The organism is Variovorax frigidus (assembly GCF_051216515.1).
GTDB lineage: Bacteria > Pseudomonadota > Gammaproteobacteria > Burkholderiales > Burkholderiaceae_C > Variovorax.
Window position 1 is genome coordinate 61358 of the sequence record NZ_JBPJZF010000002.1, and the last position, 22112, is coordinate 83469.

At 65.1% G+C, this 22112-nt stretch carries 23 protein-coding genes and 2 pseudogenes; 17 read left to right on the forward strand and 8 right to left on the reverse strand.

Annotated features, from left to right (window positions below; all coding sequences use genetic code 11):
• Positions 1-157 precede the first annotated feature (157 nt).
• The 4 genes and pseudogenes from ACSFBC_RS28435 to ACSFBC_RS05550 all read right to left on the reverse strand — a co-directional run.
• Positions 158-331: pseudogene (locus ACSFBC_RS28435) on the reverse strand (2Fe-2S iron-sulfur cluster-binding family protein); the annotation flags it as partial.
• Positions 332-632: 301 nt separating this feature from the next.
• Positions 633-1283, reverse strand: coding sequence for an FMN-binding negative transcriptional regulator (locus ACSFBC_RS05540; RefSeq protein ID WP_435509333.1), 651 nt, complete (start codon positions 1281-1283; stop codon positions 633-635).
• Between the two features lie 13 nt (positions 1284-1296).
• Positions 1297-1536, reverse strand: a pseudogene (locus ACSFBC_RS05545) (amino acid transporter); the annotation flags it as partial.
• 116 nt (positions 1537-1652) lie between these two features.
• Complete coding sequence (locus ACSFBC_RS05550) at positions 1653-3248, reverse strand: IclR family transcriptional regulator domain-containing protein (RefSeq protein ID WP_435509334.1); 1596 nt, start codon at positions 3246-3248, stop codon at positions 1653-1655.
• Between the two features lie 172 nt (positions 3249-3420).
• Here ACSFBC_RS05550 and ACSFBC_RS05555 point away from each other — a divergent pair, with 172 nt between their 5' ends.
• From ACSFBC_RS05555 to ACSFBC_RS05575, 5 genes are read left to right on the forward strand one after another with little or no spacing between them, the layout of a single operon-like run.
• The gene (locus tag ACSFBC_RS05555) at positions 3421-4230 is read left to right on the forward strand and encodes an RraA family protein (protein WP_435509335.1); all 810 of its coding nucleotides are present in this window, start codon (positions 3421-3423) and stop codon (positions 4228-4230) included.
• Between the two features lie 13 nt (positions 4231-4243).
• Positions 4244-4696, forward strand: a complete 453-nt coding sequence (locus tag ACSFBC_RS05560; RefSeq protein ID WP_435509336.1) for a nuclear transport factor 2 family protein — start codon at positions 4244-4246, stop codon at positions 4694-4696.
• Complete coding sequence (locus tag ACSFBC_RS05565) at positions 4693-4986, forward strand: Dabb family protein (protein ID WP_435509337.1); 294 nt, start codon at positions 4693-4695, stop codon at positions 4984-4986. Before ACSFBC_RS05560 ends, ACSFBC_RS05565 begins: the two co-directional genes overlap by 4 nt.
• A 10-nt stretch (positions 4987-4996) precedes the next feature.
• The gene (locus tag ACSFBC_RS05570; protein WP_435510023.1) at positions 4997-6583 is read left to right on the forward strand and encodes an aldehyde dehydrogenase (NADP(+)); all 1587 of its coding nucleotides are present in this window, start codon (positions 4997-4999) and stop codon (positions 6581-6583) included.
• 13 nt (positions 6584-6596) lie between these two features.
• Positions 6597-6899, forward strand: coding sequence for an aldose epimerase family protein (locus ACSFBC_RS05575; RefSeq protein WP_435509338.1), 303 nt, complete (start codon positions 6597-6599; stop codon positions 6897-6899).
• 158 nt (positions 6900-7057) lie between these two features.
• On the opposite strand, the gene ACSFBC_RS05580 is transcribed toward ACSFBC_RS05575, so the two are convergent.
• The 3 genes from ACSFBC_RS05580 to ACSFBC_RS05590 form a co-directional block, all read right to left on the reverse strand.
• A complete protein-coding gene (locus ACSFBC_RS05580) occupies positions 7058-7519 on the reverse strand; it encodes an inositol monophosphatase family protein (RefSeq protein ID WP_435510024.1) in 462 nt (153 codons plus the stop codon).
• A gap of 489 nt (positions 7520-8008) precedes the next feature.
• Entirely contained in the window at positions 8009-9199 is a 1191-nt protein-coding gene (locus ACSFBC_RS05585; protein WP_435509339.1) for a serine hydrolase domain-containing protein, read from the reverse strand.
• An 8-nt stretch (positions 9200-9207) separates the two neighbouring features.
• The gene (locus tag ACSFBC_RS05590; protein ID WP_435509340.1) at positions 9208-10185 is read right to left on the reverse strand and encodes a Bug family tripartite tricarboxylate transporter substrate binding protein; all 978 of its coding nucleotides are present in this window, start codon (positions 10183-10185) and stop codon (positions 9208-9210) included.
• A 108-nt stretch (positions 10186-10293) separates the two neighbouring features.
• Here ACSFBC_RS05590 and ACSFBC_RS05595 point away from each other — a divergent pair, with 108 nt between their 5' ends.
• Together ACSFBC_RS05595 and ACSFBC_RS05600 are read left to right on the forward strand one after the other, a co-directional pair.
• On the forward strand, positions 10294-11232 hold the full coding sequence (locus ACSFBC_RS05595; RefSeq protein WP_435509341.1) for a LysR family transcriptional regulator: 939 nt from the start codon (positions 10294-10296) through the stop codon (positions 11230-11232).
• A 517-nt stretch (positions 11233-11749) separates the two neighbouring features.
• The gene (locus ACSFBC_RS05600; protein ID WP_435509342.1) at positions 11750-12154 is read left to right on the forward strand and encodes an aldose epimerase family protein; all 405 of its coding nucleotides are present in this window, start codon (positions 11750-11752) and stop codon (positions 12152-12154) included.
• 19 nt (positions 12155-12173) lie between these two features.
• Here ACSFBC_RS05600 and ACSFBC_RS05605 read toward each other — a convergent pair whose 3' ends face one another.
• Positions 12174-13145, reverse strand: a complete 972-nt coding sequence (locus ACSFBC_RS05605) for a LysR substrate-binding domain-containing protein (protein ID WP_435509343.1) — start codon at positions 13143-13145, stop codon at positions 12174-12176.
• 93 nt (positions 13146-13238) lie between these two features.
• Here ACSFBC_RS05605 and ACSFBC_RS05610 point away from each other — a divergent pair, with 93 nt between their 5' ends.
• From ACSFBC_RS05610 to ACSFBC_RS05655, 10 genes are all read left to right on the forward strand, one after another.
• Entirely contained in the window at positions 13239-14267 is a 1029-nt protein-coding gene (locus ACSFBC_RS05610) for an NAD-dependent epimerase/dehydratase family protein (RefSeq protein ID WP_435509344.1), read from the forward strand.
• Positions 14264-15343, forward strand: a complete 1080-nt coding sequence (locus ACSFBC_RS05615; protein WP_435509345.1) for an Ldh family oxidoreductase — start codon at positions 14264-14266, stop codon at positions 15341-15343. The genes ACSFBC_RS05610 and ACSFBC_RS05615 overlap by 4 nt, the downstream gene beginning before the upstream one ends.
• A gap of 39 nt (positions 15344-15382) precedes the next feature.
• Positions 15383-16207, forward strand: a complete 825-nt coding sequence (locus ACSFBC_RS05620; RefSeq protein ID WP_435509346.1) for a transporter substrate-binding domain-containing protein — start codon at positions 15383-15385, stop codon at positions 16205-16207.
• Between the two features lie 33 nt (positions 16208-16240).
• A complete protein-coding gene (locus ACSFBC_RS05625; protein ID WP_435509347.1) occupies positions 16241-17053 on the forward strand; it encodes a transporter substrate-binding domain-containing protein in 813 nt (270 codons plus the stop codon).
• 236 nt (positions 17054-17289) lie between these two features.
• Entirely contained in the window at positions 17290-17973 is a 684-nt protein-coding gene (locus ACSFBC_RS05630) for an amino acid ABC transporter permease (RefSeq protein ID WP_435509348.1), read from the forward strand.
• 10 nt (positions 17974-17983) lie between these two features.
• Positions 17984-18631, forward strand: a complete 648-nt coding sequence (locus tag ACSFBC_RS05635; RefSeq protein WP_435509349.1) for an amino acid ABC transporter permease — start codon at positions 17984-17986, stop codon at positions 18629-18631.
• Positions 18615-19343 carry an amino acid ABC transporter ATP-binding protein gene (locus tag ACSFBC_RS05640; protein ID WP_435509350.1) on the forward strand — a complete coding sequence of 243 codons (729 nt, stop codon included), beginning with the start codon at positions 18615-18617 and terminating at the stop codon, positions 19341-19343. The genes ACSFBC_RS05635 and ACSFBC_RS05640 overlap by 17 nt, the downstream gene beginning before the upstream one ends.
• 27 nt (positions 19344-19370) lie before the next feature.
• On the forward strand, positions 19371-20180 hold the full coding sequence (locus tag ACSFBC_RS05645; protein WP_435509351.1) for a transporter substrate-binding domain-containing protein: 810 nt from the start codon (positions 19371-19373) through the stop codon (positions 20178-20180).
• A gap of 4 nt (positions 20181-20184) precedes the next feature.
• Positions 20185-21273 carry a mandelate racemase/muconate lactonizing enzyme family protein gene (locus tag ACSFBC_RS05650; RefSeq protein ID WP_435509352.1) on the forward strand — a complete coding sequence of 363 codons (1089 nt, stop codon included), beginning with the start codon at positions 20185-20187 and terminating at the stop codon, positions 21271-21273.
• 23 nt (positions 21274-21296) lie between these two features.
• On the forward strand, positions 21297-22106 hold the full coding sequence (locus tag ACSFBC_RS05655; RefSeq protein ID WP_435509353.1) for a transporter substrate-binding domain-containing protein: 810 nt from the start codon (positions 21297-21299) through the stop codon (positions 22104-22106).
• Positions 22107-22112: the final 6 nt, after the last annotated feature.

Consider the following 22112-nt stretch of genomic DNA (forward strand, 5'->3'; position numbering starts at 1 on the left):
CCGTCAGCTCCACTCATTCGTTTCCGAGCGTTGGCAACCCGCAGGATGCTTGTTTTGTAGGGTCGGGGCGTCGTACTTTACCGTCACTTCTACCGTCGAAAAACGAGCGCTTTTGCTGGCGTGGAGATGCGCGGTGGCGGGCCAACTGCTCTAACGATCAGTCGTCAACGATCGCCGGAGTTTGCAACGGCACTCGGCGCGTCACCATGTCTTCCATCGCGACGATGGCTTGGCAGCTCAGGCGCGACTGCGCCTCCAGCCCTCAGGACCGGTCGAGCAAATCTTCCTCGGAATCTTCGATTTCGTTGAGGGACGCGAAGCCCTTGAGCACGATGCAGCGGCAGGCTTTGCAACTGAGCGTCTCCTGGCTCGCACCCAGGCCTGTTCTTTTTTTGGTGGACGTTATCCATGCGAGCTGCGAGACATTGAATAGCAGATCTTCTCGGCTGCGCTGATCATCAGCCGGTGCCCCTTTGCCGTCGCTGGTGCGACGTCTTCTTCAGGCTCTTCAAAGCGCTGAAGGCAATCAGCTCACTGCCGCCAGGACGGTTATCGCTGACGACAGGGTGCCCGATCCGGGCGGAGAGCTTTTGAGTTCGAAGATGTTGAGGTGGCGAGGTATTGCAACCCGTTCAGCGGGGTGGATTTCTGTCGATGGCTTGCTCCACCAATCCCGCCAAGGCACGCGCCTCGTCGCCGGGCATAGCCTGCAACCCCGCGACCGTGCCGATGCGGTCCTGCAGGGCCTCGTCCTGGCTGACTTTAAGCTTGCCTTCGAGCCGCTCGATGGGAATCTCGATGCCGACGATGGCTCGCAGCATGCGCTCGACGTAGTGCGCAGGTGCGTCGCTCACCTGCCATGGCTTGGGTCGACCGGATTCCTGGGCATGGGTGAGTTGCTCCAGCATCCCAAGTATCCAATCGGGATCCTCGATCGCCCGAGCTACACCATGCGCATGCGCGACCACATAGTTCCATGTCGGCACGACTTCTCCGTGCTCTGTCTTGCTCGGATACCACCCCGGCGAGATGTAGGCCTGGGGTCCACGGAACATTACGACCGACGATGCAGGGGGCGTCAACGCCCGCCAGACCCCGTTGGCCCTGGAGACATGGCCCATCAGGGTGCCATGCGGTCCGCGGCTGCGGTCCAGGATGAAGGGCACATGGTTGGCGATCAGCTCGCCCTCGTTGTGGCACACCCATGCGCCCAACGGGTGGGCCTCGATCAGCGCCAGGACGGCCTCCTGGTCTGTGAATTGGTGGTACTTGGGCAGATACACGGTAAAAAAATCCTCAAATGCTGGTCAAGGCGTGACGCACCAGCAAGGCGGCCAACAGCGACATGGTCAAGCCTATCAGCCCATCAAGCACCTGCCAGGCCCTGGGCTGAGCGAACCATGGCGCCAGCTACCGCGCGTCCACACGCAGTGCTCGGGACTAGAGCAGGCTGGCGGAGCTGGCTCCTCCTATGAACCAGCTCCGCAATGCCACCGACTGCTGGGCGCCGATACTGCCGACCAGCAGCTTTGCATCGTGAGCACTTGACGTAACGAACCCAGCCAATTCCCCACGGCTACCGCCTACCTGTATTCGCTTAGCAATGGCTACCGATGTTCAGCTAACTTTAGGGACCGATGCCGCGTGCATGATCAAACCATCAGCACGAACAAGCGTCCCGAGAGCGGCGCGCTGGAGAGCGTGTCGAGTGGAACGCTATGGCGAGCCGTGGTGATGACCAGGCTCGCCACGGCAACGCCTTGCACCGCGGGCGCAAATGCCAGATCGGTCGCGCACGGCACTGGCAAGCCGATTACCCGGTCAAGTTGCCCATCGGCAGTGAAACGCACCACGCTCCAGCCGTCGCATAGCGCGGTCCAAATTCCTCCTTGCGCGTCGAACGCCAATCCGCTCACGCGCCCCGACCCCTTGGGCACGGTCGCCAGACGACGCATCACGCCCTGCCCCGGCTGAAGCCGAAGGATCGAGCCAGAGCCCGGCGCCGTGGCGTAAAGCGTCTGTTCTGGCGCATACCATCCGAGGGCCTGCACTGTCTCACCCATGCGCCACTGCACGTCGAGCGTGCCGTCCGCGCGCAGGCGGCCGATGGCGGAGCCGGCCTCGGGGAGAGCTAACGCAGCCCAGACCGCGCCGTCCTCGCCGTTGCAGGCCGCGAGCACCTGCCCTGCAAGCCATGGCTCGAAGGGCCACGACTGCCCGTCGGCCGAGATGCGCTGCGCACCCTGCTCGTGCACGGCGATCACGTCGTCTTCATGGTGCAGCAGTGCAACCACGGGGGCCTCGACGGTCGCCACCTCACGGTCCTGCCCATCCATATACAGGTGCACCGACGGCGCGAGCGCATCCGCCCACCAGAAGCGGCTGCCATCGGCTGACCATAGCGGATGCGCACCGTGAAATGCCCAGCGTCCCGGCAAGGCCGTCAACGCTGCTTCGGTGCTCGGTGTCGTGTCGATGCCGGCCGGTTGCAGCTGCGCACCGACACGGCGCGCAGCGTCGGCCACTTCGGGGCCCAGCAATTCGAGCCGAGCTCGAGTGAGCCTGTAGGCCGGCCCTGCCACGCTGATCGCCCCGCGCACCTGCCCCACGGCATCGACCACTGGCGCCCCCACGCAGCGCACACCGAGCACGATCTCTTCGTCGTCGATGGCATAGCCGCGCGCCTGAGTGATGCGCAGCTCAGCCTGCAGGCGGCGCCGGTCGGTGATGGTGAGCGGCGTGAACGGCTTCAGCACCGCGTCACGCACCATGGCGTCGCGCGCCTCGTCGGGCATGGCCGAAAGAATGGCCTTGCCCTGGCTGGTGCAGTGCACCGGCTTGCGCTGGCCGAGAACGGCGGCCGATCGCTGGCTGTGAGCGCCGTCGCAGCGCTCCAGCGAAATGACTTCTCGGCCATCGAGCGCGGCCAGGTAGCTCGTCTCGCCTGTGAGATCGCGCAGCGCGCGCAGTTCGAATGCGGCCGCCGCCACGAGGTCGGGCACGGCGTAGGCCTGGCGCGCCATCTCGAAGCAGCGGAAACCCAGGCAGTAGACCTTGCGCAATGGATCACGCCGCACGAGCCCGCGTGCGACCAGTGTGGCAAGCAGGCGGTAGACGGTGGTGCGCGGCAGGTCGAGCTGTTCGGCAAGCTCGCTCTGGCCCAGCCCTTCGCGCGCGGAACCGATGGCATCGAGCACGTCGAGTGCCTTTTCGAGGGCACCAGTGCCCTCGCCGGGGGTGTTGGCCATAGTGATGACGCCTTGTTGCCTGTTTGTCTCAGATAGCGGTACTGAGCGTGCTGTGCAAGACAGCACCGCTGTTTTAGACCATTCTATTTTTGGACCTGTCTCTTTAGAGTTGACATTCCGCCCCTGCGATGACCTGGGGTTTAGCCCGGTCCCACCATTTGAGACAGCCTTCATGACGACGCCCCTACCCAAACCCCTGGACAACATTGCCCCGCGTGCCACCGCTCCCTTCGTACCCGACGCGGTGTTGGACCGCCTCGCCAAGGCCACGAGCGGCTCGCTCACCACGCAGCTCTACATCAAGGGCTTTCGCCAGCCGGTGCTGCACGGCCTGACACCGCTGAACAAGAAGATCAAACCTTTTGCCGGCCGCGCGTACACGATGCGCTTCATTCCCGCGCGGGAAGATGTCGACGTGTACGGCAACCTCACGACCGAGCCCAGCGCCGACAACCTGCAGTGGGTGGGCGTGGAGCAGATCGAGTCGGGCCATGTGCTGGTGATCGACAGCAACAAGGACGGCCGCGCCGCCTCGATGGGAAACATGCTCATCACGCGGATGATGATGCGTGGCGCGCGCGGCGTGGTCACCGACGGCTCCTTCCGCGACGGCACCGAGCTGAAGGAAATGGACTTTCCGATCTGGTGCACCGGCGTGACCGCGACCACTCGCCTGAGCTACCACCATGTGGCCGACCTCCAGGTGCCCATCGGCTGCGCGGGTGTGGCGATCTACCCCGGCGACGTGATCCATGGCGACGGCGACAACGTCACCGTGATTCCCGCACACCTGGCCGAAGAGATGGCCGACCTGTGCGAGAAGCGCGACGACATCGAGGCCTACCTGGCCCTGCGCGTGCAGGCCGGCGAGGCGCTGTGGGGCCTGTATCCGCCCAGCGACGCCACGCGCCGCCAGCACAAGGAATGGGTGGCCGCCGGCCGCCCCGAGATCAAGCCCGTGCAGCCCGTCGGCGCACGCTGAACCGGAAAGAGACATGACCTACACCCCCGACTACTACGACGGCCTGATCCGCCGCTACTTCGACGCCTGCAATGCAGCCGACTACCAGGCGCTGATCGACTGCTTCACGCCCGATGCGGTGCATTACTTCCCGGCCGGACTGCCCGAGGTGCCCTGGCGTACGGCCGACACCATCGCGAAGAAATGGATCTGGTGCGTGGAGACGCTGGGCTCGCAATGGACCATCGAGCGCATCCTGATCAGCCACGACAAACCCGAGGCCATGATCGAGTGGACCCACTGGAAGAACAAGAGCGGCACGGCACTGCGCGGCGCCGAGTGGTACGACTTCGAGGACGGCAAGATCAAGGAGATCCGCGCCTACTACGCTTCGCCGGCCGACAAGGGCACTCCCATCAACGAACTGGTCGACTTCGACTACGCCGGGCGTGGCTACGCGCTCAAGAGCGAAGGGTCTGCCAAGTGATCCGCCACGTCGTGCTCTTTCGCCGCAAGACGGGCATTGAGAGGGACCGGGCGCGTGAAGGCGCGCTGATGGAACGCATGGCGGCCCTGGGCGCGCAGATTCCGGCGATTCGCCACTGGCGCGTGGCCGCGAACGAGCTCGTGCGCCCGATCAGCTGGGACTACGTGCTGGAGTCCGAAGTCGAGAGGGCCGCAGCGCTCGACGAGTACCTGTTCCACCCCTTGCACCAGGCTTTGGTCGCAGATCTCAAGCCCTACTTCGACTGGGCTGCCGTCGACTACACCGTTTGACATGACCACCATGACCCTCACCGGCGACATGCTCATCGGCGCCAGCGCCGTGCGCGGCAGCGCAGGCACTCAGCGCGCCTTCAACCCTTCCACCAACGCCGAGATCGCCGAGCCCAGCTTCGGCCTGGGCGACGCGGCCGACGTGGACCGCGCGGCCACACTGGCCGCTGCGGCGTTCGACATCTATCGGAGCCTACCGCTGGCCACGCGCGCGGCCTTCCTGGAGACAATCGCCGAGAACATCCTGGCGCTCGGTGACACGCTGATCGCACGCGCGCACGAAGAATCCGGCCTGCCCATCGCGCGCCTGCAGGGCGAGCGCGGCCGCACGGTGGGCCAGTTGCGCCTGTTCGCAAAGGTGGTGCGCGACGGCCATTTCCTCAAGGCCACGATCGATCCGGCACAGTCCACGCGCCAGCCGCTGCCGCGCGCCGATCTGCGCTTGGCCAAACTGCCGCTGGGCCCGGTGGCGGTGTTCGGCGCCAGCAACTTCCCGCTGGCCTTCTCGGTGGCCGGCGGCGACACGGCCGCCGCGCTGGCCGCGGGCGCGCCCGTGATCGTGAAGGCGCACAGCGCGCACCTGGGCACGTCCGAACTGGTGGGCCGCGCGCTGCAGCAGGCGGTGCAGGCCCACGGCCTGCCCGAGGGCGTGTTCTCGCTGCTGATCGGCGCCGGCCGCCAGATCGGCGAGGCGCTGGTGGCCCACCCGGCCATCCAGGCCGTCGGCTTCACCGGCTCGCGCCAGGGCGGCCTGGCGCTGCAGAAGATCGCCAATGCACGGCACCAACCCATCCCGGTCTATGCCGAGATGAGCAGCATCAACCCCGTGTTCCTGCTGCCCGCGGCGCTGGCCGAGCGGGCCGAATCCATCGGCAAGGGCTTCGCGGCCTCGCTGGCCCTGGGCGCGGGCCAGTTCTGCACAAACCCCGGTCTGGTGCTGGCCTGCGACGGCCCTGGCTTCGCCGATTTTCTGCAGGCCACGCACGATGCGTTGGCCGCCACGCCCGCGCAGACCATGCTGACGTCCGGCATCCACGCGGCCTACCAGACCGGCTCGCAGAAAGTCGGCGCGACGCCCGGTGTGGAAACGGCAGTGGTCGGGGCGGGTGCGGGCGATCAGCCCAATGCCACGCAGGCCGCGCTGTATGTGACCGATGCCGCACGGTTCCTGGCCACGCCGACGCTCCGCGAAGAAATGTTTGGCCCCGCCGCCATCGTCGTACGCACACGCGACCTGCAGGAGATGCTGCAGGTGGCCGAGCAGCTCGAAGGCCAGCTGACCGCGACCTTGCAGCTGGACACCGCCGACCATGCGGACGCACGCCGCCTGCTGCCTGTGCTCGAGCGCAAGGCTGGCCGCATCCTGGTCAACGGCTTCCCGACGGGCGTCGAGGTCTGCCACGCGATGGTGCACGGCGGGCCGTTCCCGTCCACGTCGAACTCGATGTTCACCTCGGTCGGCGCCGAGTCCATCGAGCGTTTCCTGCGCCCCGTGTGCTACCAGGATCTGCCGGACGCACTATTGCCCGTCGCGTTGCAGCAGGCCAATCCGCTGGGCCTGTGGCGCATGGTCGATGGCGCTCTGCGCCAGCCCTGAGCGCGGGTTGGCCATGATGAATGCCCTCAGACTGCGCGCCGGCCGGGCCGAGTTGCGCCTGCTGCCTGCTGCCGGCGGGCGCATCACCGCCTGCACGCTGGCCGCGCCGGATGGCACACTGCAGCAGGTACTGCAGCCCTACCCCGAGCAGCACGCCGACCTTGACCGATGGGCCAAGGGAGGTATCTACCCGCTCGTGCCCTACAACGGGCGCATCCGCGATGCCCTGCTGCACCACGCCGATCGCGATTGGGCGCTGACACCGCATGCGGGCAACCCCCACACACATACCTTGATTTTTTGCAACTTAGTTTAAATTCGCCGCCCCGCGGCCGGCGGCGGCCCGCCTGCAACTGCTGGGAATGCGACTCCCTTGCGAGCACTCCCTGTGTTGCAGTAGCGCTTGAGCAGCAGCCGGGGCTTCCGCACCGGCTCGGGAAATTTCAGCCTGACCACCGGGTCCGATGGTCGTCACTATGACTCGTCGAGCAGCGCGGCGCGGCACGCAAGCCACGACGCTTCGTCTAGCGCGCAAAGCAGCCCTCCTGTCGTGTGGCTCGGCAGATACGGGGTTCCCGCCACCACGATTCCAAAGAGTGGCAATCTGGAGGCGAAGTTCTTGGTGCCATCCAGTGGGTCCACAACGAACGCTGACGGCGCGCTGGCGATCGAGTCGAGCAGCCACGCCTGTCGCTCAGTGCCTTCTTCCCCCACCACGACAACGCCGGGGAACACCTGTTGAAGCGCCGCAGACAACGCCGCTTCGCACGCTTCGTCGGCATCCGTGACGATGTCGAACGCGCTGCCTTTCCGGCGCACGCCCAGCGCTTCTCCGCGAAAAAGCGCGATAGCAATTCGCTTTGCCCAGCCTCTCGCAAGATGCTGCCGAGGCTCTGAAGTCCGGTTTTTTCCATGCGCTCCACTGTACTCAGCGATTGTGGAGCACGAATGCGGTCTGCGTGGCGCACGTTCGGAGGGTCGTCGCCGACAACCAGGCTCTAGGTAGCATCGCTTTTCGCATCAAGGTATTGCGCCCGCTGCTTGCCGCGGTAACAAGCCCGCCGTCATGCTGCGGCTGATGCCACTACCGCCCACCAAGACTACGCCTCCTTAGCGTTCTAGACTGTGCGCAAACTGCTGTCTGCGGTGGCCGCGATTGCGCGTGCCGACACAGGCTGCGAAATGGGCACATTCGCCTCCGGGTCACCATCGTCACCGACGCCACCGGCATTCTCAAGATGGGTTCGCCGGACGCTCACAATGCGACGCCAAGTGAGGAGAGGTAACTGGGGGGACTAGAGGCAGCGGCTGGCACAACCGCCAGGTGCGCGCCCAGAACAGGGTCAGGGCAGAATGCGGCCAACACCGGACGGTCGGCCGCGCTGGCCCAGTTCGCCTCAAAGCTGCCGCTCATGCTTCCCATCTTTATATAGCCTCGCGACAAGAGCGAATCCAGCTATGCAGCTCTGCGTCTCGATCATGCTCTGAGCTGCTTTGATACCGAGGCTCGGGGTACGCAGCGAGGTTGACTATGGCAAGTTCTTCCTGCGGGTTCACATAGATGCGCTGGCCTGAGTGGCCCATCGCGAACATGCCGCCGTCATCGGTCAGCCACCATCCGAGTCCGTAACCCGTCAACCCGAGGGAAAGACGCGATGGATGAAAGGTCTCAGGAATATCGAAGGCACGCTGACCCACAGCGCCGATCCATTCTTCCGGCAGAATTTGCGCGCCATCCAGGCTGCCACCTGCGGCTACTAGCGCAGCCAGGCGTCCCATGTCCCGCAGCGACATCCCCGCACGACTGCCGGCGATCTCCTGTCCGTCCGTGGACTCCAAGGTGTAGAACGCTTCGTCCTCCATGCCGCAAGGCTGCCAGATCGTCTTTGACATGTAGTCGGCAAGCGTCTGCCCCGTGGCGGCGCACAGGACGCAACCCAGCAAGTAGGTGTCCGCGGTGTTGTAGTGCCATGTCGAGCCGGGCTCATGCAGCTCAGGCAGCGTTTGGAGCATCCTTAGAACGCCACCGGGAATCTTGTCCGCAAGCGACTTGCTGTACCGGTTCACGTCGGAATTCTTGTCCGTGTAGACCTCTGTCCACGCCACACCCGAGGACATGTTGAGCAACTGCCGAACGGTGACGCGCGCGTAGGCCGACCCGAGCAACTGCGGCATGTACCGGGTCACTTCGTCGTTGAGGTTCTTGATCGCGCCGTCTCGCATTGCCGCGCCCACCAAGAGCGCCGTCATTGACTTGACTGTGGACATCGTGCTCCAGCGCTCGCCTGGCTGGAGTCCTAGGCCATAACGCTCCAAAAGAACCCGGCCCTTCTTGACGACGAGGAGCCCCGCTACGCTGTTGCGGTCCATGAAGGCCTCTACCGTCCGGGCCTCTCCCTGATGCTCGTAGCGAAGCTCAAGCTCTTCGCCCCGCTGCACAGGCCGAACGTTGGGGCCACGCTTTATCACCCGAGTGGCGAATAGCTGATCAACGATGCGGTAGCCGTACGACTGCAGACACGGTGACCACAGCAGGAAGTCCTCACTGCGAGGCAAATGCACTCTCGGAAGTGCCAGACGCGTGGGGGCGCGCTTAATGACGTTCACATCAGACATGGTGTCGCTCAGTCGTTCTGAACGCCAAGGCGCTGGATGATTGGACCCCACACGGTGGCTTCATCGCGCATGGTCTTCGCGACGGCGTCAGGTCCCGGAGCTGTTGGCGGTTCCATGAACAGAGCTTGCATGCGAGCCTTCATGGCCGGATCAGCCCAGAACTTGTTCGTCTCCTCGTTCAAGCGCGCGATCACTTCCTTGGGCGTCCCCTTCGGGGCCATCAGGCCATACCAGCCCCCTGCAGGGAAATCCTTCATGCCCACCTCGTAGACCGTGGGCACGTCCGGTAGCGCCGCCGAGCGTTTGTCACTGAAGATCAGCAGCGGGACGATCTTGCCCGTCTGAACCTGCGGCACGACGCTTGTGATCGCGTCGGCCGTGATCTGCGTCTCGCCGCCGAGCAAACCGACCATCGCCGGGGCTGCGCCCCTGTATGGAACGTGCGTCATCTGCAGCTTGTAGTGCTGAGCGACGAACTCGACATTCAAGTGAGTCGAGTTGCCCTTGCCCGCTGAGCCGAAATTCAACGAGTCCGGCTTTGCTCGCGCTTTTTTCACCAAGTCGTCGAAGTTCTTGATACCCGTTGCCGAACTGGTTACCAACACTTGCGCGGTTCCCGCCAGCATCAGCACGGGATCGAAATCCTTGACGGGGTCGTAGGTCAGCGTTTTGTACGAGAACGGGTTCAGCGACATGTTGGACGTGCTTCCAAACAAGAGCGTGTATCCGTTTGCGGGCTGGCGTGCGACGTAGCTTGCCGCGACGCTGCCATTGGCGCCGGCTCGGTTGTCGATGACCACCGGCTGACCCAGTGCCTTGGTCATGTAGTCGGCCCAGGCACGTGCCAGACTGTCCGCGGCGCCGCCCGCGGCGAGTGGCACGACGGCCGTGATTGGCTTGTTAGGGTACGCCGGCTGGGCATGACCGGACACGCCAAACAGCCCGATCAGGCTGAATGCGGCAGATAGAACGAGCGGTTTGACCATGTCAGTGGGTCATCGAGTTGATATGAACTCATGCTAGGCAGTCGCAAGGAGAGCGTCCAATGCATAATTGGTGGAACTTGCATTACCTGAACTCATGCAGAGGTCTTAGTGAACTTGCAGCAGCTGGAACACCTCCTTGCGGTGCTGGAGACAGGTTCATTCAGCCTGGCCGCTGAAGCGGTGCACCTGACGCAGCCCGCGCTCAGTCGAAGCATTCAAGCGCTCGAATCGGAGCTTGGCGGGCAGCTGATTGATCGCATTGGCCGACGCAAGATACTCACCCCGCTTGGCGAAATCGTCGCGGTGCGGGCGCGGCGAGTGAAGCTAGAAACGTCAGAAATTAAGCGCAGCGCAGCCCTGCTTGTAGGGCTGGAGATGGGCAACGTCCGATTGGGCCTCGGGCCGGCGCCCACATCGGTGCTGGCGGCCCCGCTCATGCAGTACGTTGCCCAGCACTATCCGGGCATCAGGATCAGCATCTCGAACGGGCCCGCAGAGCTCCAACTTCAAAGCCTGCGAGTGCGCACGTTGGATGCGCTGGTCATGCACCGCAGGCTGCTGCCGGCCAGTGACGATCTGAACATCCGTTTGCTGCCCACGATGCGCCTGGGATTCATTTGCCGCAAAGGGCATCCTGGTTTGGCGGCAGGGCTGCCTACCTTCAGCGTGCTTCGCCAGTACCCGTTAGTCGCCGGAGGGCTCGGCTTGAGCGACGAGGTGGTGCAAAGCCTGAACAGCTACTTCGGCAATGCGGTGCACTTCGAAGAGGCGCTGCGATTCCAATCCGACGAGCTCTTCAGTCTGCTGGAGATGGTGCGAACGACAGATGCCATCTTCTTTGGAACAGTCGAGGCCACTCGCTTGCTGCTCGATCGCGAGGATCTGGTGGAGATCCAGCTATCCCGCCCCTTGGGCCTGACTTCTCAGTTTGCATTCATCACACTTGAAGGCATCTCTGAAACGCCAGCGCTGCGGATGGTGCGAAATTTTTGCACAGACAAGATGCGGGACCGCGCTTCTGACGTACTGGAGGCGCCACCACCGTGAAGCGCTATGCAGCGAAGCTTGGCAGTGCGTACCTCTGCGCAACGAGCGCGTGCCCACCAGCGCGCAGGCGCGGCACTGCAGCAGATTGCAGGATAGCCCGCGATGAGGAAGAAAGGATGGTGGCAAATATGGTGCTGAAGGTCATGGAAACGACCCATCTAGGAGACGTTGAGCGCAGCTTGGGCGCGCAAGCGGCCGACGACACTCGACATAGGCGCCGAATGGCTGCTCGCGAGCAAGTGCTACTTCCGCTATGGGCCGAGGCTGTGTGAAAACTCGCTGGGCATGCGATTTCAGGGGTGCTTGACCCCTTCCCTGTGCACACAAAATCGATGCTGAGCTGGCCCATTCCTGCCCGCCAGCGGAAATCAGCGGTCGTCGGCTACGCCAGCCAACCCGCGACCGGTCATGCGGCCTGGCAACCGAAAAATTCAATCTATGGTGAAAAACTCGCCGAAATTCAAAGTTGTGGTGAACAGCGGGTTCAAGGTAGCGTGCGGAATCGGCGCCTAACACCTTGATGCGCAACGGTCGGCCGTCGTCATGGGCGCTAATCGACAATTGGCCGTTCGACGCGGACTGCCTGCCGCGAGCGCCCGCGGCCGAGGGCAGAAATCGCCAGCCCTGGGCGGTGGGCGCAGCGGACTTCGCGGTTGGCGAGGTCACGCACTTCATTGCGGACTGGTCCGGCACACTCGATATCGTTTCCGCGCAGGCCAGACCCGTCCTGCTGCTCGCCAGCGGCGCGATGGATCAGCTCGTCATCCACCGCCCCGCGAACGCACCCCACGTCTGCATCGAGCCGGTCAGCCATCTACCCGACGGCTTCAACCTGCACGCGCGCAACGTAGCGGGCACAGGCACCCGAATCCTGGCGCCCGGGGCGCAGTTGCAGGGGCAACTCGACATCGTGCTGGGATGAATCGGCGCATGCCGCGCCATCAACCGCGACGCCGCCCCTTGCGGGCCAGTCGCTGCAGTATGGCCATCATGTCCTGCGCGGTCGGGGTCAGTTCCATGCCTCGCCGCGTAACGATGCCGTAGGGCGACAGCGCGCTTTTCAGCCGCACCGGCAGGATGCGAAAGCGCTCGCCCTCGTTGTCGACCATGGCACGCGGGAGCACACCGACCATGCCCGCCTTCTCGACCATGTTGAGCATGGTGTAGACCGACGACACGCGCACCAGGTCGGGCGGCAACCCCAGGCCTTCGCCGCCGAACTCCGCCTCCAACAAACGCCGCGTCGGCGTGGGCGAATCCTGGATCACCCAGGGCAGGCCATGAAGGTCGAGCAGGCTCCGCGAGCGCTGCGAGACCGGGCCATCGCGTCCTGTGAAGATGCACAGCGGCTCGTCGCTGAGCGGCCGTAGTTCGAATTGCAAACTGTCCTGTGGACGCACGAAGCGCGCGAGCACGAAGTCGAGCTCGTTCTTCGCCAGGTCCGCCAGTAGCCGGTCGCTGGAGGACTCGACGATGCGCACCGAGACTGCGGGCCGCGTCTTCTTGAGCTCCAGCACTGCTGCCGGCAACAGACTCGCCGCCGTCACCATGATGGCGCCGACGGTCAGCGTGCCGTGGCCGCTGCGCACCAACGTGTCCAGGTCGGCACCAAAGCGCTGCGTCTCACCGAGCACGCGGCGCGCGTACACGGCAACGAAGCGCCCGAAGTCGTTGATCTCGATCGCGCGCGCGTGACGCGTGAACAGCTGCACGCCCAGCACATCCTCCAGATCCTGCAGGATCTTGGTAGCCGCCGGCTGCGTGAGGCTCATTGCCACTGCCGCCTGCCGCAGGCTGCTGGTGCGCGCCAGCGCGTCGATGAGGCGCAGATGCTTGAGCCGCAAGCGGCCCACCAGGCGATGCCGCGCGCGCTCCGCGGCCTGCTCCTGCGCGTCATCTCTGCTGATAACCATTGCGTATCAAATCCGGAAATTTCTTCAATATTAATTGGATGGCATCCCTCCTACAGTGCGGGCCGGTTCAACATCCTCGAAGGAAGAAATCTCATGCAAGTTTTCGTCTCAGGCGCCACGGGGCGTGTCGGTGGCACGCTCGCGCGCGCCTTGCTGGAACGGGGCTGGCGCGTGCGCACGCTGGCGCTGCCGCAGGACCGCAACCTGGCGGCCACGCGCGACGCCGGCATCGACTGCGTGGTGGGCGACCTGGCCGACCTGTCGGCGGTGCGCCAGGCCATGGAGGGCGCCGATGCGGTGTTCCATATGGCGGCCGCCATCTCGTTCCAACCGCAGGCGCGCGACCTGATCTGGAGCGCCAACGTCGTTGGCACCTACAACGTGCTGCGCGCCGCTGCGGAGCAGTCCGCCAAGCGGCCGGTGCGCCTCGTGTTCGCGTCGAGCGACCAGGTCTATCCCACGCGCTTCGCGCGCTACCGGCCGACTGACGAACTGCACCCGCGCGAGCCTTACACCTTCTATGGGCTGAGCAAGCTGCTGGGCGAGGACATGGCCGCGTTCTACGCGCGTTCCGAGCCCAACCTCAAGATCAGCACGGCGGTGTTCTCGCACATCGAGGCTGCGCACGAACTGCTGGACCCGAACGGCGAATACTCCAGCGCGGCGTTCTATGTGAACGGCCGCGTGCGCAGCCTGAAGGCCAGCAGCACGCACCATGCGGGCGCCACCAGCCAGGCCGAACTGCGCAGCATCCTGGACGTGCTGGAGCCGTTGGTCGCGCCCGATGAGCCGCTGCTGCTGGCACGCGATGCCGAAGGCAAGCCGCATACGCAGGAACTGGTCGACGTACGCGACATCGTGCAGGGCCTGCTGTTGATCCACGACAAGCCCGAGGCCATCGGCGAGACTTTCAACCTGGCACCCGCCACGCCGGTCAGCCTCGCGGAGTTCATCCCCTACCTGGCCGAGGCCACCGGCCGGCGCTACGTCGAGGCACGCATCCCGGTAGAACTGGGTCGCACGCACGGCAGTGCGGCCAAGGCGCGCGCGCTGCTGGGCTATGCGCCGAAGTATTCTCTGTTCGACATGGTCGACGAAGCCGCTGGAAAGAACGCGCAGTGAGCGAGGGCCTGCGCTACGACGTCGCCGCTGTCCGCGCGTTCGCGCGCCACTTGTTCGAGGCGGCCGGCCTCGCTCCCGACAAAATCGACAGCGTGGTGCGCTCGTTGGTTACCGCCGACATGATGGGCCACTCGACCCACGGGCTGGCCATCGCGCCATGGTACCTGCAGGAGGCACGCAGCGGCGCCATGGTGTTGCACGGCGAACCCGAGGTGCTGTCCGACCGCGGCGCCTGCGTGGCCTGGAACGGCAGGCGCCTGCCGGGCGCCTGGCTCATCGACCGGGCGATCGACATGGCGCTGGAGCGCATCGAGGTGCACGGCGTCGTCACCTGCACCATCGCCAACGGCTACCACACCGGCGCGCTGGCAACCTACCTGCCGCGCTTGACCGAGCGCGGGCTGATGGTGGTTCTGGCCTGCTCGGGCCCCGCGCACAGCGGTGTTGCTCCATTTGGCGGAACACGCGGTGTGTTTACTCCCAACCCGCTGGCCGCCGGCATGCCCAGCGGCGGCGACCCCGTGCTGTTGGACATCAGTTGCTCCATCACCACGATCAAGCGTTCGACGCAGGTGGCCAAGGCCGGCGGCCGGCTCCCGGGCCAGTGGGTGATGGACGCACATGGCGAGCCCACGGACGACCCTGCCGTGCTGCTGCAAGGCGACGGCAGCCTGTTGCCTGTCGGCGGGCTGGACCACGGGCACAAGGGCTACGCAATGGCCATGTTCGTCGAGTCGCTGACGCAGGGCCTGTCGGGCTATGGCCGCCGCGACGGCCCCACCGGCACCGTGATGAACACTTTTCTGCAGGTGCTCGATCCAGCCGCTTTCGGGGGACGTTGCGCATTCACCGACGAGACCGACTGGCTGATCGATGCCTGCCACGCCAACCCGCCACGCCCCGGCGTGGAGCGCGTGCGCGTGCCCGGCGACCAGGCCATGGCGCGCCAGCGCACGGCACTGACCGAGGGCGTAGTGCTGGACCAGGCCATCCTCGACGGCCTGGCGCCCTACGCCTTGGCCTGTGGCCTGCCGCTGCCGCAGGCCCTGAATCAACGCGACACCCAGCCGGTCTGAACAAATTTCCCCTACCGATAGCACAACAGGAGACAAGACATGCACCATCGTTCCATACCCAACCTGCGCCGCGCCTGGCTACAGGCTGCCCTTGCCTGCACGCTCGCCGGCGCGGCCTGGGCGCCAGCTCACGCCGACGCGTTGGACAGCATCGCCAAGAGCGGTGTATTGCGCATCTCGATCGACCCGGCCGCGCCACCCTACTCCGCCAAGGACGCCAAGCTCGCATTCGCAGGATCGGAGGTCGAGGTCGCCGAACTTCTGGCCAAGGACTTGGGCTTCAAACTGCAGATCGTGCCAACAAATCCGGCCAGCCGCATCCCTTACGTGCTGACCGACAAGACCGATCTGGTGATCTCCACCCTGTCGATCACGCCAGAACGCGAGAAGGTCATCGATTTCTCAGTGCCGTATTCCGGCATCCAGGTCATCGTGGGCGCACCGCGCGCCACATCGCTGGCCCGCATGGACGATCTGGTGGGCCGCAAGGTGGCCGTGGTGCGCGGCAGCACCAACGACGCCGAGCTGACCAAGGTCGCCAAGCCCGGCACCGAGGTCGTGCGCTTCGACGACGATGCCACCGCCATCACCGCGGTGCTCACGGGACAGGCCGATTTCTATTGCACGGCGCCCGCACTGCTGGCCCCGGTCAACCAACGCCGGCCGGAGCTGGCAATGGAGCCCAAGCTGGTGGTCAAGACCAACCTCACCGGCATCGGCATCCGCAAGAACGAGACACGCCTGAAGGCCCGCGTGGACGACTGGGTGCGCGAGAACCTGCGCAACGGAAAGCTCAATGCCATCTACCGCAGGCACCACAACGCCGACCTGTCACCCGACGTCGCACGTGCCGCAGGCGTCTGACCCCCAGCGAAAATCAACCTCAAGGACACCGCCATGACCATGCGCCATTCCGGCCGCTTCTTCGGCGCTGTGTGCGCCGCCGCGCTCACCCTGTGGGCGCCTGCCTCCCTGGCCCAGGCCGATACGCTCGCCAAAATACAGGAGAGCCGCAAGATCCGCATCGCGATCGACCTCAACGTACCACCCTGGTCGTACAAGAACGACAAGCTGGAGGTCACCGGTTCGGAAGCCGAGACCGCCCAATTGCTGGCCAAGGACCTGGGCGTGGAGTTGGAGATCGTGACCACCAACGGGGCGAACCGCATTCCACTGCTGATGACCAACCGCGCCGACATCGTGATCTCGGCCATGACCATCACGCCGGAGCGCCAGAAGGCGATCGACTTTTCCATTCCGTACTCCGGCATCTCTACGTTCATCGCCGCACCCAAGTCCATGGTCATCCGTACGCCGGCGGATCTGGCGGGCAGGCGCATAGCCGTCACGCGCGGCACCACCAACGACACCGACGTGACCAGGCTCGCGCCGCCGGGCGCCGAGATCGTGCGCTTCGAGGACGAGGCCACAACCATGACCGCCGTGGTCAGCGGGCAGATGGACGTGATCGCGCAGGCCACCACGCTGATCGCGCTGATCAACCAGAAGGCGCCAGCGCGCCAGTTGGAGCCCAAGCTACCCTTGCAGGAATCGCTGTTCGGCGTCGGCCTTCGCAAAGGCGACGCACGCATGAAGGAGTGGGTAGACCGCTGGATCCGGGAACAGCTCAAGAATGGCAAGCTGCAGGAGATCTACCGCAAGCACCAGGGTGAGGACCTGCCTGTGACGGTGCTGAAGTCGGCTTCCTGAACGCTGCTCCGCACTCCAGCCCAAGGGGTTTAGTCCCACCCACCGGGACGTTCTCGGTCGACTCGGGTTAACCCCGAACACCCTGAATGCCGGGGTGCTCTTTAGCATTCCCGGCACGCGTCTTCCACCACCTGTCCGGATGGTGGGACGCCCTCCCTTCGCACCATGAGCACTGCATTCCTTCTTTTCCGCTACCGGCCTCGTGCCGAGCAGCGGCCTCACCCGAGGTCTACCCCTTGAACTACGAATTCGATTTCGGCGCCGTGCTTGCGTTCTGGCCGCTGTTCGCCGAAGGCGCATGGGTCACGCTGCGACTCGCCTTCTTTGCCACGATCATCGGCTTTCTGTTCGGCACGCTGTGCGCCATCGCGCGCACCAGCGGGCCGACCTGGCTGCAACGCATCGTGTCCGGCTATGTAGAAGCCATCCGCAACACCCCACTGCTGATCCAGAGCTACTTTCTGATCTTCGGCATGGCCAGCATCGGCCTGCGCCTGCCGATCCTGGTGGGCGCCACGATCGCGCTGGTGGTCAACATCGGCGCCTACACCACCGAGATCATGCGCGCGGGCATCGACTCGATCCAGTCGGGCCAGCTGGAGGCGGCAGAGTGCCTGGGCTTGTCGCGCACGCAGGTCTACCTGCATGTGGTGCTGCGCCCGGCCATGGAGCGCGTGTACCCGTCGCTGGCCAGCCAGTACGTGCTGCTGATGCTGGCCTCCAGCATCCTGTCGTCGGTCGGGGTCGAGGAATTGTTCGGCATCTCTAACCGCGTGCAGAGCGATACGTTCCGCAACTTCGAGGTGTTCGTCGTGCTCGGCGTGGTGTACCTGGCGCTGTCAATGCTGCTGCGCGCGGCGTTCTGGGTGCTGAACCTGGCTCTTTTCACGCGTCGGCGCAAGCTCGGCACGCCGATCTGAGGGGCACAACATGAACATGCAATACATCGGCTCTCTGTTGCAGGGCCTGTGGGGCACTGTGCTGCTGAGCCTGCTGACCTTCCTGTTCGGCGGCCTGTTCGGCCTGGTCATCGCGCTGGCGCGCATCTCGCCGGTGCGCGTCGTCGCCCGCGTCACGCAGGCCTACATCCAATTCATGCAGGGCCTGCCGCTGCTGGTGCTGATGGGCCTGTGCTTCTACGGCCCCAGCCTGCTGGGCATGCAATCGGTCAACCCACTGTTCGCGGCAACGCTGGCCATGACCTTCTACGCCGGCGCCTACTTGGGCGAGATCTGGCGCGGCTGCCTGGAGGCGGTGCCCAAGTCGCAATGGGAGGCCGCCGAATGCCTGGGCCTGTCGCGCGCACAGCGCATGCGGCTGGTGGTGCTGCCGCAGGGCCTGCGGCTGGCCACGCCGCCCACCGTGGGGTTCATGGTGCAGATCGTGAAGAACACGTCCGTGGCCTCGCTGGTGGTGGGCTACACCGAGCTCTCCTACAACGCAAAGGTCCTCAACAACACCACGTTCCAGCCATTCCTGTACTTCGGACTGGCCGGTCTTCTGTATTTCGCGGTCTGCTATCCCTTGTCCCGGCAGGCCCGCAAGCTCGAAAGGAAGCTCAATGTCAGCCGTCGTTGAACTCAACAACATCCACAAGACCTTTGGCACCAATCATGTGCTGCGCGGCGTCAGTTTCGAAGTGGAACGGGGCCAGGTAGCCGCCATCATCGGCCAGAGCGGCTCGGGCAAGAGCACGGCGCTGCGCTGCATGGACCGGCTGGAGAGGATCGACCAGGGCGAGCTGACGGTCTGCGGCCATGCGCTGCACGACCCGCGCTTGGACGTGAAGAGGCTGCGGCGCGACGTGGGCATCGTGTTCCAGAGCTACAACCTGTTCCCACACCTGACGGTGGAGCAGAACGTGACGCTGGCGCCGCGCACGGTCAAGGGCATCAAGGCGTCCGAGGCGCGCGAGATCGCCGCGGCCGTACTGGCCAAGGTGGGCCTGAAAGAAAAGATGTCGGCCTACCCCGAGCAGCTCTCGGGGGGCCAGCAACAGCGCGTGGCGATCGCCCGCAGCCTGGCGATGGAACCCAAGCTGATGCTGTTCGACGAAGTGACCTCCGCGCTGGACCCGCAGCTCACCGGCGAGGTGCTGCGCGTCATGGAGCAATTGGCCAAGGACGGCATGACCATGGTGCTGGTGACGCACGAGATGGCCTTTGCGCGCAACGTGGCGCACAAGGTGATCTACATGCGCGACGGCAAGGTGCACGAAAGCGGCACGGCCGACATCCTGCGCAAGCCCGCGACTCCGGAGCTGGCGCAGTTCGTCAACGCCGACGCCTGAATCCCCATGCCTTCACCGGAGACCCCCATGCACACCACCCGCCGCCCTGTCGTCCTGACCCTGTGCGCCCTGACGCTTGCGTGCGCCGCCACCTGGGTGCACGCCCAGGCCGACGCGCTGGCCGCCCTCCGTGCAGCCAAGAAGGTGCGCATCGGCATGGACGTCGCGGTCGCCCCTTATGCATTCAAGGACGACCGCCTGGAGTTGACGGGGTCGGACGCAGAGGTCGCCAAACTGCTGGCGCACGACTTGGGGGTCGAGCTCGAAATAGTGCCTCTGACCAGCGCCAATCGTGTGCCATTCCTTCTGACCCAAAAGGTCGATTTGGTGATTTCGACGCTGGCGATCACGCCGGAGCGACAGAAAGTTATCGACTTCACCGTTCCCTATTCGGCGGGCTTCAACGGCATCGTCGGGCCCAAGAGCGTCGCGCTGCGGAGCCCGGCCGACTTGGCGGGCAAGAAGGTGGCCGTGACCCGCGGCACGACCTATGACAACCAGGTCACGGCCCAGGCACCCAGGGGCACGGAGATCGTGCGCTTCGACGACGAGGCCACCACCATGACGGCGCTCGTGAGCGGACAGGTCGACATCGTGGCGCAGTCGTTCGCACTGACGCCACTGCTGCAAAAGCGCGTGCCGGGCAAGGACTTCGAGACCAAGTTCGTGCTGGAGGAGGTGCTGTTCGGGATCGGCGTGCGCAAGGGCAGCGAGCCGCTGCGCGACTGGGTGGACGTGTGGGTGAAGGCCAACCTCAAGAACGGCAAGCTCAACGACGCGTTCCGACGGTTCCACGGCCAGGGCCTGCCCGCCAAGCTGATCGCGCAGGGAGGCTGAAACCATGGCGAAGATCGTTTCCATCACGCCGGGCTACTACCGGCTGCCGCTGGCCGAGGCCCTGAGCGACAGCATGCATGGCACCGTCGGCAGCTTCGAGATCAACACTGTCCGCGTGCGTGACGCCGACGGCGCCGAAGGCGTAGGCTACGGCTATGTGCCGGGCCGCAATGGTGCTGCAATCAACGCCATCTTGCGGTACGACGTGCCGGACCAGCTGGTCGGACAGGACGCCGATCGCATCGAGCACCTGTGGCATAAGCTCTGGTGGGGCCAGCACTACGGCGGCCGTGGCGGTCCTGCGGTGCTGGCACAGTCCATCATCGACATTGCGCTATGGGACCTCAAGGCCACGAAGGCCGGCATGCCGCTGTGGCGGCTGCTGGGCGGCAACGATCCGGTGGTTGACTGCTACGTGGGAGGCATCGACCTGGACTTCCCGCTCGACAAGCTCTTAGCGCAGACCGACGGCAACCTGGCCAAGGGCTACCGGGCCATCAAGATGAAAGTGGGCCGCGCGCGCCTTGCCGAAGACGTGGCGCGCGTGCGCGCCATGCGCGAGCACCTGGGCGACGACTTCCCGCTGATGGTGGACGCCAACATGAAATGGTCGGTCGACGAAGCCGTGCGCGCTGCCCGCGCGTTGCGTGAATTCGACTTGACCTGGATCGAAGAGCCGATCGACCCCGAGAACGTGGCCGGCCACCGGCGCGTGCTGCAGGAAGGCGGCACCCCCATCGCGACCGGCGAGAACCTGCGCACCCTGTGGGAGTTCCGACAACTCGTCACCGAGGGCGGCGTAACCTTCCCCGAACCCGACGTGGTGAACTGCGGCGGCGTCACGCCCTTCATGAAGATTGCCCACCTGGCCGAGGCGTTCAGCCTACCCGTCACTTCGCATGGTGTGCAGGACGTGTCCATCCACCTGCTGGCCGCGTTGCATAACCGCTCGTACATGGAGGTGCACGACTTCGGACTGCAGCGCTTCATGCGCGAGACGGTGCGCATCGAGAACGGCCGTGCCGTGGCGCCCGAGCGCCCAGGCCACGGCGTGGCGTTGGACTGGGATGCCCTGGCCCGCATCGCGGTCTGAACAGTTTTTTTCAAGGAGACCATATGGCTTCGCGCCGACACATTCTGACCCTGACCCTCGGCGCAGCCGCTCTGCTGGCCGCCCTCACGTCCGCCCACGCGCAACAGGACACGCTGGCGACCATCCGCCAGACCAAAACCCTCAAGGTGGCGCTGGAGTTTGGCCGCCCGCCGTGGGGTTACAAGGACGACAAGCTCAAGATGACCGGCTCGGACCTGGAGGCCGCCGAGCTGCTGGCCGCCGACCTGGGTGTCAAGCTGGAGATCGTCGAGGTCACGGGGCCCAACCGTATTCCGTTCCTGCAGACGCGCAAGGCCGACGTCGTGCTGTCCACCTTCTCCATCACGCCCGAGCGCCTGAAGGTCATCGACTTCTCGCTGCCCTATGCCAGCGCGGTACAGATCGTCGGAGCGCCCCGGAGCCTGGTGCTCAAGGGCGAGGTCGACCTCAAGGGAAAGCGCGTGGGCGTCACGCGCGCCACCACCGGTGACGTGGAGCTGACCAAGAAGGCCAAGGACCTCGGCGTGGAGGTGCTGCGCTTCGACGACGAGGCGACCAACATGACGGCGCTGGCCAGCGGCCAGGTCGACATCGTTGTGCAGGAACCTGCGACGTTGACTGCCGTCGCTGCCCGCAACCCGGCGCGCCAGATCGAGCCCAAATTCATCTTCGCGCAGTTCCCCGTGGGAATCGGCCTGCGCAAGAATGACACCGAACTGAAAACCTACCTCGACCAGTGGGTCAAGGGTCACATGGCCGACGGAAAGCTGAACGCGATCTACCGCAAGTTCCATGGCAGGGACCTGCCGGCCGAGACCCTCAAAGGCGGCTGAAGCCGC